11 protein-coding genes are annotated in these 17,472 nt (G+C 63.5%); 2 read left to right on the top strand and 9 right to left on the bottom strand.

Going from position 1 to position 17,472, the window contains the following annotated elements:
* The first annotated feature begins 27 nt into the window (after positions 1-27).
* Entirely contained in the window at positions 28-6,024 is a 5,997-nt protein-coding gene (locus tag U5782_RS12880) for an AAA family ATPase (RefSeq protein ID WP_322044201.1), read from the top strand.
* A 12-nt stretch (positions 6,025-6,036) separates the two neighbouring features.
* Here U5782_RS12880 and U5782_RS12875 read toward each other — a convergent pair whose 3' ends face one another.
* The 6 genes from U5782_RS12875 to U5782_RS12850 all read right to left on the bottom strand — a co-directional run bounded on the left by U5782_RS12875 (position 6,037) and on the right by U5782_RS12850 (position 12,920).
* Positions 6,037-6,420 carry a response regulator gene (locus U5782_RS12875; protein WP_322044200.1) on the bottom strand — a complete coding sequence of 128 codons (384 nt, stop codon included), beginning with the start codon at positions 6,418-6,420 and terminating at the stop codon, positions 6,037-6,039.
* Positions 6,421-6,613: 193 nt separating this feature from the next.
* Complete coding sequence (locus tag U5782_RS12870; protein ID WP_322044199.1) at positions 6,614-7,147, bottom strand: EF-hand domain-containing protein; 534 nt, start codon at positions 7,145-7,147, stop codon at positions 6,614-6,616.
* A gap of 223 nt (positions 7,148-7,370) precedes the next feature.
* Positions 7,371-8,948: an aldehyde dehydrogenase (NADP(+)) gene (locus U5782_RS12865; protein WP_322044198.1), complete on the bottom strand. Its 1,578-nt coding sequence runs from the start codon at positions 8,946-8,948 to the stop codon at positions 7,371-7,373.
* Between the two features lie 43 nt (positions 8,949-8,991).
* Positions 8,992-9,924, bottom strand: coding sequence for a dihydrodipicolinate synthase family protein (locus U5782_RS12860; RefSeq protein WP_322044197.1), 933 nt, complete (start codon positions 9,922-9,924; stop codon positions 8,992-8,994).
* 50 nt (positions 9,925-9,974) lie between these two features.
* Positions 9,975-11,567 carry an altronate dehydratase family protein gene (locus tag U5782_RS12855; protein ID WP_322044196.1) on the bottom strand — a complete coding sequence of 531 codons (1,593 nt, stop codon included), beginning with the start codon at positions 11,565-11,567 and terminating at the stop codon, positions 9,975-9,977.
* Positions 11,568-11,594: 27 nt separating this feature from the next.
* A complete protein-coding gene (locus tag U5782_RS12850) occupies positions 11,595-12,920 on the bottom strand; it encodes an MFS transporter (RefSeq protein WP_322044195.1) in 1,326 nt (441 codons plus the stop codon).
* Positions 12,921-13,144: 224 nt separating this feature from the next.
* On the opposite strand from U5782_RS12850, the gene U5782_RS12845 reads away from it, so the two are divergent.
* Positions 13,145-13,876 carry a GntR family transcriptional regulator gene (locus tag U5782_RS12845; RefSeq protein WP_322044194.1) on the top strand — a complete coding sequence of 244 codons (732 nt, stop codon included), beginning with the start codon at positions 13,145-13,147 and terminating at the stop codon, positions 13,874-13,876.
* Positions 13,877-14,493: 617 nt separating this feature from the next.
* On the opposite strand, the gene U5782_RS12840 is transcribed toward U5782_RS12845, so the two are convergent.
* From U5782_RS12840 to ssuD, 3 genes are all read right to left on the bottom strand, one after another.
* Positions 14,494-14,670, bottom strand: coding sequence for a hypothetical protein (locus tag U5782_RS12840; protein WP_322044193.1), 177 nt, complete (start codon positions 14,668-14,670; stop codon positions 14,494-14,496).
* Between the two features lie 256 nt (positions 14,671-14,926).
* The gene (locus U5782_RS12835) at positions 14,927-15,667 is read right to left on the bottom strand and encodes a lysozyme inhibitor LprI family protein (RefSeq protein ID WP_322044192.1); all 741 of its coding nucleotides are present in this window, start codon (positions 15,665-15,667) and stop codon (positions 14,927-14,929) included.
* Positions 15,668-16,333: 666 nt separating this feature from the next.
* On the bottom strand, positions 16,334-17,461 hold the full coding sequence (ssuD, locus tag U5782_RS12830) for an FMNH2-dependent alkanesulfonate monooxygenase (protein WP_322044191.1): 1,128 nt from the start codon (positions 17,459-17,461) through the stop codon (positions 16,334-16,336).
* Positions 17,462-17,472 lie beyond the last annotated feature (11 nt).

Genomic DNA, 17,472 nt, shown 5'->3' with positions numbered 1-17,472 from the left:
GCGGACAGAATCGGGTCAAGGAGACGTATGGCAGTTGGAGCGGGGCGGCTTCCGAGCGCCTATATTCCCGGTTGGGAGGCGACGGGCGCCGCCGAGTTTCACGGGCGCATCGTCACGGCGCAGCTTGTCCAGCGCCAGGACGACACGGTGATGTATCGCGTTGTCACCGAGATGAGCGCGCAGGCCATTCTGGTGAGAGCGCCGTCCGAAGAGCGCGGCTCGCGCGAACTGCTTGCGTCGTTCGAAAACGAATATGGCCTGCGGGCGGCCATCGACTCGCAATGGGGGATACGGCCGCTCGGACTGTTTCGCTCGGGCAGCCAGTTTCTCCTCACGCTGCGGGATTGCGATGGAGCGCCGCTAGATGGCGAATGCGGCCCTGAGCGCGCGATGGGGCGCATGGGGCATTTTCTCTCGCTGGCCGCCTCGTTTGCCGCCGCGATCAAAGGCATGCACGCCTGCGGAATCGCGCATTACGATCTGCGCCCGGAGAATCTGTTCCTCGATCAGGCGCTGCGTGTCTCGATCACGGGGTTCGGCAGCGCCAGCCGTATCGGCGGCAATCGCGCGCGCGGCAGCGAGAGCGGCGTCGTGTCGTTATGCCAGCTTCCTTATCTCGCTCCTGAACGTACGAGCGCACTTGGTCAGCGCGACGATCCGCGCAGCGACCTGTATTCGCTGGGCGTGCTGCTGTATCAATTGCTCTGTGGACATCTGCCGTTCGAGGCGCAGGGGCGCGACGAGTGGATCTACTCGCATCTCGTCACCACGCCGCGGCCCTTGAGCCACACGGTGCCGGACATCCGACCCGAGATCGGCTTTGTCATCAACAAGCTGCTGGCCAAATTCGTCGACGACCGCTACCAGAGCGCCGCCGGCGTCGAGGCGGACCTTCAGCTTTGCGTTGAAGAAGTGGCCCAGGGTGCGCATGTCCGCGCGGCGCAATTCGGCCGTGCCGACCACCAGGCGCCCGCGCTGTTCCCCGTGCGGGCGTACGGACGACAGCGCGAACTCGAACAGCTCCACGGTGCGCTCGAGCGCGTGCGTAAAACGGGCGACGCCGTTGCGGTGATCGTCGAAGGCGAGCCCGGCGTCGGCAAGACGTTTCTCATCGAGGAATTCAGGCGCAATATCGGCACGGCGGGCGTGCACTTCACGCTGGGCAAATTCGATCAGTACAGCGACAACGCTCCCTATGCGGCCTTCGTTCAGGTGCTGCGCGGGCTCGTGCGGCCGCTTCTGGGCAAGTCCGGCCCGGAAATCGCGCTGTGGAAGCAGCGCTTTGAAGACGCTGTTGGCAAAAGCGGAGCGTTGATCGTCGGTCTGGTGCCGGAAATCGCGGCGGTGGTAGGCCAGCAACCCGAAGTCGAAACGCTGCCGCCTCAGGAAGCGACCAACCGCTTCATGATGATTCTGAAGCGCTTTCTGATGCTGTTTTCTGACCGGCAGCGCCCGCTTGTGCTCATGCTCGACGACGTGCAGTGGCTCGATACCGGCACGCTGGAAATCATCGACGGACTGGCTTCGGATAACGAAATCACCCATCTCCTGCTGGTGCTCGCGCATCGCAGTGTCGATCCTGGCCGCTCGCGGGTGGCGAGCGAGCGGCTCAACAGCATTCTGTTCGGGCGCAAGGCGACGGCGAGAATCGGTTTGTTGCCGCTCACGCTTGCCGACGTCGTGATCCTGATCGCGGAGGCGCTGGGCGCGCCGCCCGAAACCGTCACGCCGCTGGCATCGGTGATTTTCGAAAAAACGGCGGGCAATCCGTTCTTCACAATCGAATTCCTGCGCGAGTTGATGCAGGAGCGGCTTATCGTGGCGGCCGCGCCTGGCGAGGGCTGGACGTGGGATATCGACAGGATTCGCGAGAAGGGCTACACCGATAACGTCGTCGATCTGCTGACGCTGCGGCTCACGCGCCTGCATGATGCGACCAAACAGGTGTTGGCGCTGTTTGCGTGTGTTGGCGCAACGGCGCGCATCGGCGCGCTGTCCCGCGTGCTGGGCGCGGACACGCAGAAGGTGCAGGAAACGCTGCGCGAAGCCGAGCACGCGGGTCTCGTGTCGCGCAAGGGCGATGCTTACCGTTTTGCGCACGACCGCGTGCAGGAAGCGTCGTACGCGATGCTGGACGAAGCGGCGCGCGAGCGCGCGCATGCGCAGATTGGCGCGAGGCTGCTGGGCGCGATGCCCGAAGCGCCGACGACCGCCGAGGTGTTCGAAGTCGTCGGGCATTTGAACCGCTCGCAGCGCATTCTGTGCCGGGAAGATCTTGCGCGGCTGGTCGAACTCGATGTGGTGGCGGGCGATGCGGCGCGGGCGGCGGCCGCATGGGGTTCGGCGCGCGAGTATCTGACTCACGCGCAAAAGCTGATCGTGCAATACGGGGTGAGCGAGGCGCGTGTCGACGTGTTCCGGTTGCTGCTTGATCTCGCCGAATGTGAGTGCCTGACGGGCGACTTCGAACGGGCGCTCGACACCGCGCGCAATGCGGCCCGGCATGCGGGCAATCTGCTGCAACGCACGAGCGCGCGGCGCACGGAAATTCGTATTCATCAGGCGTGCGGGAATTACCGGCGCGCGGTCGATACGACGATCGAGGCACTTGCGCTGTTGGAGATCGACGTGCAGGGCGATAGCGATGCGCGGGTCGAACACAGGCTTGCCGCGGTGCGCGCGCAATACCCGGCTCCTGCGGTTGCCGGATTGCTGACACGGGGTTGCGTGGAAGACCCCCGGCTCGATGCCGTGCTCGGCCTGATTATCGATGCGATCCCCAGCGCCTATATCTCCCGGCAAAAGCTGTTTCCGGTGCTGGTGATCGAGGCGCTGGAGTTGTGTCTCACGCGCGGAAATTCACGTCTGGCGGGTTACGTCTATGCGATTTACGCGCTGCTGCTGGTGGGGGTGGCGCGCGATTTCGATCTGGCGTTGTGCTTTTCGGAACTTGCGCTGGCGGTGAACAAGCATCATGGCGAAGCGCGTCTGAACGGCACCTTGCTGCATTTGCATGGCGATCATATTCTGATCTGGCGGCGACCGTTTCGCGCGGCGATTCCCGTATTGAGCCACGCCATGAGCCAATGCGTGGAGGCCGGCAACTTCATTTACGCTGGCTATATTGCGTTCGAAAGTATCTGGCAGGCCTACGAGCGCGGCGAACACCTCGACGAAGTCACTCGTCTTTGCCGCGAGAATTTGCGTTTTGCGAGTGAGCTGCGCAATCAGACGATCTGCGCCACGATCGAACTCGAATTGAGGTTCCTGCTGCGTTTGCAGGGCGTCAAGGCCACGGACTCCGGTGTAACGTCCACGTATGAAGCGCACCTGGCGTTGCTGCATGAAACGCAGTTCGGCTGCGGGATCGTCTTTGCGGCGATCATGGAAATGAAGCAGGATTTCCTGAGCAGCGCTTTTACCGCTACCGTTGCGCGCGCAAGGGAAGTCGAGCCGTTCCTGGGCGCCGTGATGGCGATGCCGATCGAGGTGACCTATTATTTTCTGCGCGCGCTGGCGCTCGTGCGCGTGCTCGGCGAGGAAGCCCATCAGGAAGCGCGTGGCAACGGAGAACGCGAACTCGTCGATGCCATTGAACGGTTGAAGACCTGGGCCGAAGGCGCGCCCGAGAATTACGGCAGCCGCTACGCGCTGGTCATGGCCGAATATGCGCGGTTCGTAGGCGATGATGCGCAGGCCGAGCAGGAATACGAGCGCGCCATCGAACTCGCGCGGGAGAACGGGCAGCCGCATTACGAGGCGATGGCGCGCGAATGCTCGGCGCACTTTTACAGGCAACGCGGTTTGACATCGGTTGCGCAGGCTTGCCTGCGCTCGGCGCGGGACGCCTACGCGCGGTGGGGCGCCGAAGCGAAAGTACGCAGCCTCGAACAGGAATTCCACTACCTGCGCGAAACCGCGCTTGCCGCGCGCAACGCCGCGGGTCAGGCCGCACTGGTCGGCACAGTCGATGTCGCGGCGATGGTGCAGTTGTCTCAGGCCGTGTCGAGCGAGATCGACCTGGACAAACTCGTGCATGCATTCATGCAGATCGCGGTTCGCCACAGCGGCGCGCAGCGCGCGTTGCTCATGCTCTGGCAGGGCGAGCGTTTGCAGATTGCGGCGGAAGCCGGTTTCGAAGGCAGCGGCATGACGATCGAAGCCCGGGAGATGGATCTGTGTGAGTCGTTGGTGCCGCTCGCGGTGATTCGGCATGTCGCCAGAGCGCACGAAACCGTCGTCATCGACGATGGTGCGGAACCGAACGACTTTCACGAGGATGCTTATCTGAAGGCCGGGCGCTGCCGTTCGATGCTTTGTATGCCGCTATTGCGGCACGCGGGACTGGTGGGCGTGCTGTATATGGAGAATGGCCTCACGCCTTTCGTGTTCGACGCCGCGCGGGTCAACCTGATGAATATGCTGGTGACGCAGGCCGCCATTTCAATCGAGAACGCGCGGCTGTATTCGGAACTCAAACGCGAGAATGTCGAGCGCCGCCACACCGAACAGCGGCTCAGACGCAGCGAGGCCTTTCTGGAGGAAGGCCAGCGCATCAGCAAGACGGGCACGTTTATCTGGAATACGGTGACGGGCCGGTTACTGTGGTCGCGAGAAAATTACGAGCTCTGGGGCGTGGAATTTTCCTGCGAGCAGCCTACGATCGAAATGTGTCTGGCGCGCGTGCATGTCGACGATCACCCGCGTTTCAAGGAGATTTTCGTACAGGCGGTGAGCGAGGACGCGCTCTATCGCTTCGAGTTCTCGACGGTGCAAGCTGACGGCAGTCTGCGCAGATTGCAGGTCATTTTCCGACCCTGGTCGGGCGGCGAAAACGGTACGCGCGAATATATCGGCTCGACGACAGACATTACCGACCGGCGTGCTTTCGAAGACGCCCTGCGCCGTAGCGAGATGTATCTATCGGAAGCGCAGCGGCTCAGCAATATCGGCAGTCTTGGCTGGAATGTGGATTCGCGCGAGATGACATGCTCGGCACAGACGTACCGGATCCTCGAAATGGAGGAGCCCCCACGAGCGCATATGGGCCTCATGCTCGAGCGCATTCACCCCGACGATGTCGATCAGGTCAGGCGCGCCTTGCGCGAAGCGGAAGAGGGCGCGTCGATTATCGAGGTCGAATATCGGGTGCAGGTGGCCACGGGCGCGCTCAAATATTTGCGCATGGTGGCGAGGCCCATCGCGTCCGCTTCGCGGGCGGTGGAATATGTGGGCGCGCTCGCCGACATGACTGAAATCCATCAGGCGCAGAATGCGCTGTTGCGCGCACAAGCCGAACTCACGCATGTCACGCGTGTTTCGACGCTGGGCGAACTGACGGCATCGCTCGCGCACGACCTCAAGCAACCGCTCATGGCGATCATCACGCACGGCGAGGCGGGCATGCGCTGGCTCAACCGTGCGGTGCCGTCGATCGACGAAGCGCGCAACAATCTCGCGCGCATTGTGAGCGATGCGGATCGTGCGAGCGAGGTCATCAATCGACTGCGTGCGCTCGCGCGCAAGGAGCCCTCGAATCGCACGCCCATCGACTTGACGCAAACCGTGACCGAAGTCGCCGCGCTGGTGCGGCAGGAAATGGAGAAGCACGATATTCGCCTGCGCGTCACAGGCGAGAGCGATCTACCGAAGGTGGCCGCCGACAAGATCCAGATTCAGCAGGTGGTGATGAACCTGATCTTCAACGGCATGCACTCGATCCTGCGCTCGTCCAGCGGCAACCGGGTGCTGAAAATCTCGGCGGAACGCTCGGGCGTGCAATCCGTGCGCGTGAGCGTGAGCGATTCGGGCACGGGCATCGACGGCGAGATCGTCGAAAGGCTGTTCGAGCCGTTCTTCACGACGAAATCGGATGGGATGGGACTGGGGCTGTCGATTTGCCGCTCGATTATCGAGGAACATCGCGGCGTGATCTGGGCTTCCAACAATGACGATAGCGGCGCGACCTTCTGCTTCGAACTCTGCGCGGCGGAACAGGACGCGACGGGCGGGATGGCAGCCTAACGCGTCCCGTCTTTATCTGCCCGTTAATCCCGCCGCGATTGCGTTCTGCACGTGCATTTCCAGTACCCGTGCACTGACGGGCTTCGTGAGGAATGCGTGAACCCCCAGCCCAAGGGCCTTTGCCTCGCTCTGAGCGGTGGGATAGGCCGTAATCAGCAGGACCGGCGTGCGTATGCCCATGTCGAGCATGGCCTGGCACAGTTGCAGGCCCGACAGACCCGGCATTTGAAGGTCGGAAACGACGCACGCGGTCTGGTGCCAGGCGAGCCAGCGCAGCGCGTCGGTGCCCGATTCGAATGTCTCGACTTCGTATTCGAGAGAGCGTAGCAAACTGGCGAGGGCGATCCGGATCGACTGATCGTCGTCGACCACGCAGACGTGATGAGCAGCGGACACGCATGATCTCCTGAGCAACGATATCGCGAAGGAGCGGAATTCCAGCGCGTATCGACGTGCCGATACTAATGGCGCAATCCGTCAGGCGGAATCATACGCTTGTATAGCGTGGTGTATCGGGCACACCAACACGGCATGGCAACATGTATTGCGGCCCGATGCAGGGCGGTACGCGGCCGGCGCGTTTGGGTCGTTAGCCGAGATTTTTCCAGAACGTTTCGGCCAGGCTCAGGCCGGTGCTCAGGAAGTTATCGGTTTTGGCCTGGTCCAGATTGCCGTCCGCATCTCGTGTATAGGAATCCAGAAGATCGTTGAACACCTGGCTTCCGCTCGCAATGCTCTTGTTCACGCCCGTCACGAACTCGGTAAGCGATACCTGTCCGTCGTCGGACGTGTCGAAGCTGCTGAAAAGCTGCTTTGCGTCGTCGGCGCCTACGCCGGCGCGCGCGAGTTGCGCCTGAAATTCGTCGAGCGACAGGGAGTCGTCGTTGTTCTTGTCGCCCTGTACGAACATCTGGGGCGCCCATGCAACTGCAAGCGGCGTGGCGCGCAGCGTTTGCGTTTCGGCCGCGCCGGTGCTGGTATTGATCGCCGTGACCGTTTGCTGGGTCGAAAAGCTGTTGAGCGTGGCACGATCGGGCGAGTCCGACGACGCTGACTGCTTTTGCGCGAAGCCGAAATAGGCCTCGTATGCAGAGGTCGAACCGTTCACTGAGGATAGGGACATGACGGAATCCTTTGACGAGTTGTGTTTGGTGGGCCGCAAGATGGCGTACGGCCGCGCAGACATTCACTCAGGATTACGGTTGTATTTCATCTCGCTTTAGGCTGTTGTACAAATCTGTACAAATCTCTACAAAAGGCAGGCGCGAATCGCGTGCGTGGCAGGTCGTAGATCAGGTGATCGCGCCCCGCGAGCCGAATGGATGCGGAGCGCGACGAATGACAATCTAAACCGGCACGCCGTCGCGGCTGCGCCGCAAGGCGAGCGGGTTGCCATCACGCAGCGAAGCGGGCAGTAGCGCGTCGGGCATATCCTGATAGCTCACCGGGCGCAGGAACCGCGCGATGGCGAGACTGCCCACCGAAGTCGAGCGGCCATCCGAAGTCGCGGGGAACGGCCCGCCGTGCACCATCGCATGCCCCACCTCCACGCCGGTTCCGAAACCATTCACGAGCACGCGGCCCGCGCGCCGTTCGAGCGTCGGCAACAGGGCGCGCGCGAGGTCGTGATCGGCGTCGTCCAGATGGAGCGCAATCGTCAATTGGCCTTCGAGTTGTTCGACGATGGACTGCAGCGTGTTCGCATCGGGGCAGCGCACCACGAGCGAAGCCGGCCCGAAGATTTCGTCGTGCAGGGCAGGCTGTTGCGCGAACACGGCTGCCTGCGTCACGAACAACGCACCGCGGCCCGCGTTCACGCAGCGGTCGCGCGAGGCCGCGCCAACGCCGGCCTGATCGACGCCCGGTTGTGCCGCCATGTTTTCAACGCCACGCTCGTACGCACCGTGTATGCCCGCTGTGAGCATGGGCGTGGCGGGCAGGGTTTCCAGCGCCGCGGCGGCTGATTCGATGAAGCGTTGCAGGTCCGGTCCATCGATGCCCAGGATCAGGCCGGGGTTGGTGCAGAACTGGCCGGTGCCGAGCGTCAGCGACGCGGCAAATGCCTGACCGATGGCTTCGGCGCGACGGGCGAGCGCATTCGGCAACAGCAGGACAGGATTGATACTGCTCATTTCCGCGTACACCGGGATCGGTTCAGGACGGCGCGCCGCGCGTTGCATGAGCGCCATGCCACCCGCGCGCGAGCCCGTGAAACCCACGGCCTTGATGTGCGGATTGTCGACCAGCGCAATACCCGCGTCGATTCCATCGTCGAAGACGAGCGAGAAAACGCCTTCAGGCAACGCGCAGTCACGCACGGCCTGCTGGATGGCGCGGCCGACCAGTTCCGATGTGCCGGGGTGGGCGGGATGCGCCTTCACGACTACCGGGCAGCCCGCCGCGAGCGCCGCCGCCGTATCGCCGCCCGCGACCGAGAAGGCGAGCGGGAAATTGCTCGCACCGAACACCGCCACGGGACCGAGCGCGATCTGGCGCATGCGCAAATCGACACGTGGCGCGGGTTTGCGCTCCGGCTGGGCGGGATCGATGCGCAGACCGAGAAAATCACCCGCGCGCACTACGTCCGCGAACAGTTTCAACTGGCCGATGGTGCGGCCGCGCTCGCCTTCGATGCGTGCGCGCGGCAGGCCCGTTTCGGCGACGCAACGCTCGATGAGCGCATCGCCGAGTTCGACGATGCACGCGCCGATCCGTTCGAGAAAGGCTGCACGTTGTTCGAGCGAGGTGTCGCGGTAGCGATCGAAAGCCTGGGCGGCGAGTTCGCACGCGAGCGCGACGTCTTGCGCCGAGGTGCGGGCGAAGGCGGGTTCGAGTTGCGCGCCGCTGACGGGATCGATCGCGCGAAATGCGGGTTCGCCCGCGACGCTGCGTTGGCCGATGAGCGCGCTGCCTGAAATCTGCATGGTCCTTCCTGTGGTCCGGTGTGAATGTGAAACGAGGGCGTGCTTAACGGCCCCAGCGCAGCACGAGCGGATCGAGACGCTTCGCGATGCGCAGCAGGCTGGCGCGGGTGGGTTCGGCGATGCCGGGCAGGGGCGCGCGCACGGCGTCGGACGCAATCACGCCGCCTGCTTTCATGAGCGCCTTCGCCGTAGCGATCCCGCCCTGGCGGTTTTCGTGATTGATGAGCGGCAGCCAGCGCTGATATTCCTGCTCGGCTTCCTCGATGCGGCCAGCCGCCCACGCATCGACGATGCGGCGAATGCCGTCGGGATAGCCGCCGCCCGTCATCGCGCCGGTGGCGCCCGCTTCGAGGTCGGCAATCAGGGTGATCGCTTCTTCGCCGTCCCACGGGCCGACGATGGCGTCGCCGCCCACGGCGATCAGTTCGCGCAGCTTCGCGGCCGCCTGCGGGACTTCGATCTTGAAGTAGCTGATGTTGTCCAGTTCGTGCGCCATGCGCGCGAGGAAGGGCACGGAGAGCGCGGTGCCGCTCATCGGCGCGTCCTGGATCATCACCGGGATCGTGATGGCCTCGGAAACCGCACGGAAGAAGGCGTAGATCGCCGCTTCGCTCGCGCGCAGCGTCGCGCCGTGATACGGCGGCATCACCATCACCATCGCGGCGCCGGCGTCCTGTGCGGCGCGGCTGCGTTCGGCGCACACACGGGCGCTGAAATGCGAAGTCGTCACGATCACGGGCACGCGGCCCGCGACCTGTTCGAGCACGGTGCGCATGACCGTGTCTCGCTCGGCGTCGGTGAGCGAGAACTGTTCGGAGAAGTTCGCGAGAATGCACAGGCCGTTCGAGCCTGCGTCGATCATGAAGTCGGTGCAGCGACGCTGGCCATCGAGATCGAGTTCACCGCTATCGGTGAAAATGGTCGGCATGACCGGGAACACGCCGCGATAGGGCGTAGGGAAGGTTGGCGTCGTCATGGGCCTGGGTGTCCTTGGAAAATAGTTCGGAATGCGATGCAGTGTGCGATTCAGGTAATCGCGCCAATCTGCCAGGGCACGAATTCGTTCTGGCCGTAACCGTGAAGCTCGCTGCGCGTGCGCTTGCCCGACGCGGTGTCGAGCATCATGCGAAACAGCACCTCGCCGAGCGCATCGATATCGTCGCCGCCATCCACCACGCCGCCGCAATTCAGGTCCATGTCGTCGGACTGGCGCTTCCACAGCGCGCTGTTGGTCGCGAGCTTGAGCGAGGGCGTAGGCGCGCAGCCATACGCCGAGCCGCGTCCCGTGGTGAAGCAGATGAGGTTCGCGCCGCCCGCCACCTGACCCGTCGCGGAAATCGGGTCGTAGCCCGGTGTGTCCATGAAAACGAGGCCTTTTGCGTTGACGGGCTGGGCGTATTCATAGACTTCGACCAGATTCGTGCTGCCAGCCTTGGCGATGCCGCCCAGCGACTTTTCCAGCACGGTCGTGAGGCCGCCTGCCTTGTTGCCCGCCGAAGGATTGTTGTTCATCGCGGCGTTATGACGGGCGCAATACGCTTCCCACCAGCGGATGCGCGCGACGAGCTTTTCGCCCACTTCAGGCGTGAGGGCGCGACGCGTGAGCAGATGTTCGGCGCCGTAGATTTCCGGCGTTTCCGACAGGATGGCCGTGCCGCCGTGGCGCACGAGCCGATCCACTGCCGCGCCCAGCACCGGATTCGCGGTGATGCCCGAGTAGCCGTCCGAGCCGCCGCATTGCAGGCCCACGCTCAGATGGCTCGCACTCACCGGCTGGCGGCGCACGGCGTTCGCATCGGCCAGCATCGAATTGACGATGTCGATGCCCTTGGCAATCGTCTTCGCCGTGCCGCCCGTGTCCTGGATCGTGAACGTGCGCAGACCGGCGTGCTCCTTGAGGCCCTGCGATTCGAGCAGACGTGGAATCTGGTTCGTCTCGCAGCCCAGGCCGATCACCAGCACGCTCGCGAAGTTGGCGTGACACGCGTAGCCGCCCAGCGTGCGCTGAAGCATCGCGAGCGCTTCGCCTTCGGTATCGACGGCACAACCCACGCCGTGGGTGAGCGCGACCACGCCGTCGACATTGGGGTAATCGGCGAGCGCTTCGGGGTGGATGTCGCGGCGGAAGTGATCGGCGATTGCGCGCGCGACCGTGGCCGAGCAGTTCACGGAAGTCAGGATACCGATGTAATTGCGCGTGCCCACACGCCCGTCTGCCCGCACGATGCCATCGAAGGTCGCGCGTTGAGACTCGGGCACGTAGTCGGTGGCGCGGGCGCCCTGGCCGAATGCATAGTCGCGTGCGAACTCGCCCATGTCGAGATTGTGCGTATGCACGTGCTCGCCTGCGGCGATCGGCTGCCGCGCAAAACCGATGATCTGGCCGTAGCGGTGTACCGGCGCGCCCGCCGCGATCGCGCGCGTCGCCACCTTGTGGCCCGGCGGAATCAGGCCGCTGGCGCGGATGTTTTCGCCTTCGATGGGCATGCCGCCGATCAACTGTTCGAGCGCGACGACCACGTCGTCGGCGGGATGCAGCCGGATGGTGCGGGCGCGCGCCTGCGGATCGCGTGTTTCACGTGTATCGCGCGTCAGTTCTGCGGTGGAAGTGGGGTGCATGAGTTCGTACCGGAAGGGTTAGCAGGTTCAGTCGAGGCCGCGATCGCGATAGTCGATCAGGCTCGCGCACACCGCGAGGCCGAATGCAGCGGCGACGAAGAACATGAGTGCAAGGAAGTAGGTGCCGGTCGTCTGCACGATGATGCCGATCAGGATGGGCACCACCACGCCGACGATGTTGCCGGAGAAGTTCATGGCACCGGCCAGCAGGCCGGCGCGCGACTGGCCGCCGAGCGTGGCGGGCACGCCCCAGAACATGCCGCACCAGCGGATAAAGAAGAGGGCGATCGAGAGCAGGACGACGACGCTCACGAGACCGCTCGCATAGCTCACGGCGAGAATCGCCGCCGCCGAGGCCAGGCCCGCGAAGCTGAACATCGACTTCATCACGCGATTGGCTTCGCCGCCTGCTGCGCGCCATTTGTCGGCGAGCCAGCCGCCAAACAGTTCGCCGATAAAGCCGCACATGAAGATCACGAAGGTTGCGCCGCCCATCTGCTTGAGGTCGAAGCCGTGCGCCTTGTGCAGGTAGCTCGGCATCCACGTCATCAGGCCGTAGAACACGCTGTTGTAGCAGGCCCAGCTCGCGAACATGAACAGCACGGAGCGATCGGCCAGCACGGCGCGCAGCGGCAGACGCTCGCGCGGCGCATGGGCGCTGGGCTGGCGGCGCGCCGCTTCGACGTGAGCCAGTTCGGCGGCGTTGACGCCCGGGTGCTCGGCAGGATGATTGCGGATGTACCACCAGGCCAGCACGCCGACCACCACCGTGCCGACGCCCGCCACCACGAAAGCGAGGCGCCACGAGCCCAGCCAGGCAATCAGCGCGGTGATGATGATCGCGCCGAAGGCCGAGCCGAGGGGTGCGCCGCCGTCGAGCAGCGCCGCGCCGCGGCCGCGTTCGGACGGCGTGAGCCACGAACCGGCCAGCTTCGCGCCTGCGGGCATGATCGGCGATTCGGCCACGCCCAGACCCAGCCGCGTGAGGAGTAGCGGCATCCAGTGAAAGCAGCCCGCGGCAAAGGCCTGGCATGCGCCCCAGGCAATCGTCGCCACGCCCACGATGTTGCGCGCCTTGAAGCGATCGACCAGCAGGCCGCTCGGAATCTGCATCAGCGCATAGGTCCAGAAGAAGGCGCTCAGCAGCACGCCTTCCATGGCCGGCGTGAGATTGAATTCGGTCGAGACGATCGGCAGCGCGACCGACAGCGAGGCGCGGTCGATGTAGTTGATCGACGAAAGCAGCAACAGGATCCAGAAAATGCGCCAGCGAACGGCGGTAGGCGCGGCGGCATGGGCTGCGGCGCGGGCCGTCTCAACCTCGTGGCGGGCGGCGGTGTCTTCGAATTGCATGGTGTCTCCTGCGTGGGGTACGCGTAGGTGCTCAATGCACTAGTCAACTAATATATTAGTACGCAAATGATAGGGAGTTCTCCGGTGAACGGCAACTGCGCATTGCCAGATCGCGGGAAAACCCTGGTGAACAGGCCGCCAGCGGGGTAAAAAGACTAGGACACTAATATACTGACACCCATGCCCCCATTCCGAAGTCGGGGCACACCGCTATCCAGACCGATATGACCGAAGACCGTAACGAACCGGACGCATTCGTCGCCCGGCTGCTTCCCGCCGACTTTTCGCTGGACCGCTCGAAGGCGCTGTCGACGCAGCTTTATCAGCTCCTGCGCGACGCCATCGTGACCATGACGTTGCAACCCGACGATGTCGTGTTCGAACGCGCACTGGCCGATGCGCTCGGTATTTCGCGCACGCCGGTGCGCGAGGCCTTGCTGCAACTGGCGCGAGAGGAGCTGGTGCGCATCGCGGCGCAATCGGGCACTTTCGTCGCGCCGGTGAAGCGGGAGCAGTTCGCGGAAAGCGCGTTGATTCGTCAGGTGCTGGAAATCGCCAGCATCCGGCGTGCCGCCGAGATCATTTCGACGCGTGAGCTCGAACAGCTCCACGACATTCAGGAAGCGCATCGGCGTGCGATCGAGCGCAACAACGCAGTGGCGGCGATTGCCTGCGATAACGCGTTTCACGCCACGGTCTGCACGGCGGCGCGTCTGCCGCGTGTCCAGCAACTGGTCGAATTCGCGCGCGCGCCGATCGACCGCGTTCGTCATGTGACCGTGCGCGACCCGGTGGTGGCCGACGTGACGCTCAAGCAGCATCAGCGCGTGCTGGATGCGCTGGAGAAGCATGATCCCGATGCTGCCGAACAGGCACTGCGCGAACATCTGGACGATGCATTCCGGCGCCAGCAGGCGGCGTACGACGCGAACGTTGCGCTGTTCGAGGGGCGTTAGACACTTGGCTCGAATGTTTCGCGCTATCGGCGTGAGCGACTGAATCTATCCGGGCAAGAAGCTAAAGGCAGCCCATTTATTGCCGTTAACACACAACTGTGCCCAAGGAGTGAGAGGACAGAGGAGTGGAGTACAGCAGGAAAAGAACGGGAATTAACGTAATGGTGATGATCATGGGCTGCTCGTTGATCGCTCATGTCGCCCATGCGAACACGCAGACCAAGGGGCATCACGGTGCTGACGCCCATAACACCAAGGTTCACCACGTCCAGCAATCCCGTCATCCGATGGTCGTCGCCCGCTCGCATGGACGACGCAGGACTGAGCACGCGCAGCACGCCGGGCGCTCGAAACACGAGGAGCGCACTGAACACGAGGAACGTGCGAAACACACGCGAGTGGCGATGGCCCATGCAGGCGGGCACAGATATTTGCATCGTGTGCGAATGCAGAAGCACACGGTGCACTACGGCGAGGTGCACCTTGTTCAACGGGCGCCGACCACGCAAGATCTGTGGTCCGCCCAGACCCGACGCGCTCCCACGTGGGTTCTGCCCCAGGTCTGTGAGCAGGTGTTGAACTACACCGGCGCGTGCCAACCAGCGGTCCTGGAGAGCTTACGCGTTCTCGGTCTCCAGGCGCCGCATGTGGAAGACCGCGAGCAGATGGCCCAGCATCTCCAGTCGATTCTGGATCACCAGGGATTGGAACAGGTGCAGGCCCAGTGCCAATCCGTATTGGCTGAAGATCAGCGAAAGATCGACGGGCTTCAAACGCTGTTGGCTCGTGCCCATGTTGTCCCCTCGGACGACTGCGCCCAGGAGGTCCAGAGTCTGGCGGCCCAGCCACTGACGGTCCAGGCCACTGCGGCCCAAGCCCAGTCCGCGTCAGCGTCCGTCGCTACGTCTGCGTCGGACGTTGCTCAGGCACCCGTGGCCGTGTCCGCACAGCACAACGCACAGCCGTAGTAACGGCTCCGCCAGGTTGACGGGTAGGCGACGGTAGCATTGCCGTTGCCGACCTGGCGGGAAGGTGCGCACACCTCTAAATCTATTTTAGAAATCGAATCGACTCGATACTGCGCGCCGTATCCGCGTCATCGCCAATGGATCCTTCCGTATTGGTGACGACCGCACGTTTCCCGTTAGAGATCACCGCATTGATGCAAAAGCCCGTGTGGGGGCCGGACTCAGGATCAAATACTTCACACGCGCTCGCCGCTCGCATCCCTTTCCAGCCGGGACCATCAAAGGACTCGACTTCCGCGGTGGCATCTCCTGAGACGACCCATTTGCCCTCTTCGAGGCTAAAGCCGGCTTCATCGGTGGCCACTTTCGCCAGTGTCCCTGCCACGACCTCAAACGCAATGATGTAGTCGCTAGTCCCCATATTGCGACCTGCCAGCGCTACGCAACGATTTCCGGAGTAGGGGCGACAGGGCTTCTTGATCCAGCGATTTCCGGGGTATTCGAATGAAATGCCGAGATCAGGGTCACTGTAGGTTTTCCATTGCGCGTGCTTGACGTTTTTTATTGAGGCGATTTGCTTCGAATAGATATTTTCGAGGCATTCGACATCAATGCAGCGATTACGTGTTTTTATCCATTCACGCTGCGACTGAACGAGCGATGACGGGTCGGCAGCCTCGCCGAGGGCAGTCTGGAACACGTTGCCAAGTTCATCGTCCAGTCTGCCAAGTTCCGGGTGATCACAGATTAAATGCTCAATCCTGGTTTTGGCGTTGCTGCAATCGAAACTTGCCGCGTGCGACCAACTGGTGGTGATGAGCATGAGGACTGCGATGAAGAGCCTTGCTGAGTTTCTACGCATGGAGAAGTGCCGGGTTATATCGAAGTCATCGCAAGTGAGCGAGTTCTACGGACTTTACCCTGCGTGGTTTGTTTGTTGTGCGCCTTTTGTGAGCACTCCAACAGCCGAATGTAAAACAACCCACGCGGCTCCTTTGGATATCAGAACAAATTCGTTTCATTCCGATCGGGAGGCAACTCACAATGCATTGACGATATGGACTAGCTGACCCAGCCTTCAGCCGCTGGCGGCCGTGCCGATCGGCGTCGAGTTTTCGATCCTCGTTGATGACGGGCGATGGTCGCCGTGACGTCAAGCCCTGGAAGGAGCGACGAAAATGCATCGGCCCGCGAGACGTGACCAGCATGCCCACGCCGCCTGGCATGAACCGGGTGCGAACGTTGCGCGCCCGCGCCGCCGGGCCGTTGTTGCCTTTCTAGCCGTCATGCTCGTGCTTGCATTCCTTGAGAGGGAGGTATGGGGCAAACACGAAGGATCGCTGCGCGCCTGGCTCGCCCCTTATATCGTCAAATACACGGGGGACGAGCGAACAGAAGACGGTCAACGAAGCAGTTAAACGGCGCGCTGGCGGATCGGGTGAGCGGCGTGCGAAGGTGCGATGCCAATGCTCGCCGCTTGATTCAACGGTTACGATGCCGCTCGGGCGCGTCCGTCGAATGCGCCGCCCGTCTGCGCCTTGTCCGAGATCGTGACGGCCTGCTTGCCGGGCAGCAGCGGGAAGACGAGTTCGGCGAAGCGCCACGCTTCCTCCAGATGCGGATAGCCGGACAACACAAAGGAGTCCGCGCCGATATCCGCATATTCGCGCAGTCTCGCCGCGACGGTGGCGGGGTCACCCACGAGAGCGGTGCCCGCGCCGCCACGCACCAGCCCGACGCCGGCCCAGAGGTTGGGGCTGATTTCGAGCTGGTCGCGCCGCCCCTGGTGGAGCTGGGCCATGCGGCGCTGGCCCACGGAGTCCATGCTCGCGTAATTCTGCTGGGCCCGCGCGATGTCCTCGTCGCTGAGCTTGCTGATGAGGGAGTCGGCGGCGGCCCAGGCTTCTTCGTTGGTCTCGCGCACGATCACGTGCAGCCGCACGCCGAAGCGGACCTTGCGGCCGCGCTGCGCCGCCCGCGCGCGCACATCAGCGAATTTTTCGGCGACGGCCGCGGGCGGTTCGCCCCACGTCAGGTAGGTGTCGATGTGCTCGGCGGCGATCTCATGCGCCGCCTCGGACGAGCCGCCGAAGTACAACGGCGGATGAGGCTTCTGCACCGTCGCCACCAGGTTCTGGGCGTTCTCGACCCGAATGTGCTTGCCGTCGAAATCGACTGGCGCGCCGTCGAACAGTTTTCGCCACACCGTGAGGAATTCGCCCGCGTGCTCATAGCGTTCGTTATGCGAGAGGAACACGCCATCGGCGGCGAGTTCAGCGGCGTCGCCGCCCGGCACGACGTTCAGCAGCAGCCGTCCTCCGAGGGCCTCGTCGAGCGTGGCGGCCTGGCGCGCGGATGCGGTCACGTTGCCGAGCGAGGTGCGCAGCGCGACCAGCAACTTGATGCGTCGCGTGACCGGCGCGAGACTCGCGGCGGTCACCCACGGATCGAGGCAACTGCTGCCGGTCGGGATCAGCAGGCCGTCGTAGCCGAGTTCTTCGGCAGCGACCGCGATCTGGCGCATGTAGGCGTTGGTGGGCGCGCGGCCTGAATCGGATTTGCCGAGATAACGCGTGTCGCCGGAGGTCGGCAGAAACCAGAAGATGTCGAGGCTCATGAGGATTCGCT

Source organism: Paraburkholderia sp. J67 (genome assembly GCF_905220265.1).
Classification (GTDB): domain Bacteria; phylum Pseudomonadota; class Gammaproteobacteria; order Burkholderiales; family Burkholderiaceae; genus Paraburkholderia.
This window is presented reverse-complemented; position numbering and strand designations above follow the sequence as displayed.

Bases quoted from the DNA above. Each gene is read 5' to 3' on its own strand.
- U5782_RS12880 (WP_322044201.1), top strand. From the start codon at position 28: ATGGCAGTTGGAGCGGGGCGGCTTCCGAGCGCCTATATTCCCGGTTGG.
- U5782_RS12870 (WP_322044199.1), bottom strand. From the start codon at position 7,147: ATGTCCCTATCCTCAGTGAACGGTTCGACCTCTGCATACGAGGCCTAT.
- U5782_RS12865 (WP_322044198.1), bottom strand. From the start codon at position 8,948: ATGCAGATTTCAGGCAGCGCGCTCATCGGCCAACGCAGCGTCGCGGGC.
- U5782_RS12860 (WP_322044197.1), bottom strand. From the start codon at position 9,924: ATGACGACGCCAACCTTCCCTACGCCCTATCGCGGCGTGTTCCCGGTC.
- U5782_RS12855 (WP_322044196.1), bottom strand. From the start codon at position 11,567: ATGCACCCCACTTCCACCGCAGAACTGACGCGCGATACACGTGAAACA.
- U5782_RS12850 (WP_322044195.1), bottom strand. From the start codon at position 12,920: ATGCAATTCGAAGACACCGCCGCCCGCCACGAGGTTGAGACGGCCCGC.
- U5782_RS12845 (WP_322044194.1), top strand. From the start codon at position 13,145: ATGACCGAAGACCGTAACGAACCGGACGCATTCGTCGCCCGGCTGCTT.
- U5782_RS12840 (WP_322044193.1), bottom strand. From the start codon at position 14,670: ATGGGCACGAGCCAACAGCGTTTGAAGCCCGTCGATCTTTCGCTGATC.
- U5782_RS12835 (WP_322044192.1), bottom strand. From the start codon at position 15,667: ATGCTCATCACCACCAGTTGGTCGCACGCGGCAAGTTTCGATTGCAGC.
- ssuD (WP_322044191.1), bottom strand. From the start codon at position 17,461: ATGAGCCTCGACATCTTCTGGTTTCTGCCGACCTCCGGCGACACGCGT.